The organism is Hallella bergensis DSM 17361 (assembly GCF_000160535.1).
GTDB classification, from domain to species: domain Bacteria; phylum Bacteroidota; class Bacteroidia; order Bacteroidales; family Bacteroidaceae; genus Prevotella; species Prevotella bergensis.
Window position 1 is genome coordinate 1 of sequence record NZ_GG704802.1, and the last position, 709, is coordinate 709.

Genomic DNA, 709 nt, shown 5'->3' on the forward strand with positions numbered 1-709 from the left:
TCTCTGCGCTAGCCAATTGTGAATTGTACATTATCAATTGTCCATTATAATTATGAATTATGAATTGTGAATTGCATGTGGTGCATGGCGTGGCCTCCCCATGTGGTATCACCTACGGTTTTGAACCCGATGCGTTCGTATAGTTTTTCGGCCAGGGGATTGCCCTGGTCCACTAGCAGTGCCACGGGTTGGAGACCGCCCACCCTTTCGATCACGGCTCGGAGCAAGGCCGTGGCAATGCCTTTCCCTTGGTATTCCGGTTTCACGGCCAGCGAATCGATGTAGTGTTCTCCGGCCGACGTTTCCTCAGCCATGGTGCTAAAGTCGCGTCCCAAATGCTGGCGGCCAGCCTCCACAAACGATGTCCTGAGGCGCAGGAAGTCCTTGCCGTCGTAGGTCGTGCAAATGCCTGCCAAATCGCCCTCGGACGTGATGGCCACAAGGGTGTTGCGATAACTGTATAGACTCTCGTCCATTTCCACCAGCTGAGTCATCATGCGGTGGAAATCGTCGAGTGTGTGGTTGGGGGCGGCAAAGTTGCGACAGCAATCGTGGTTCATAGCCAGCATGATGAGCGAGGCTATTTCCGGTGCTTGGCCGCGTGTGGCGGCTTGGATTTTTAATTCACAATTCACAATTTACAATTTATAATTTATAATGGACAATTCACAATTCACAATTTACAATTCACAATTGGCTAGCGCAGTGA

General features: G+C 50.8%; 1 protein-coding gene. It reads right to left on the bottom strand.

The genetic code is table 11. The annotated features are described in order from the left end of the window. Positions 1 to 50 precede the first annotated feature (50 nt). Positions 51 to 635, bottom strand: coding sequence for a GNAT family N-acetyltransferase (locus HMPREF0645_RS12875; RefSeq protein WP_007175504.1), 585 nt, complete (start codon positions 633 to 635; stop codon positions 51 to 53). Positions 636 to 709: the final 74 nt, after the last annotated feature.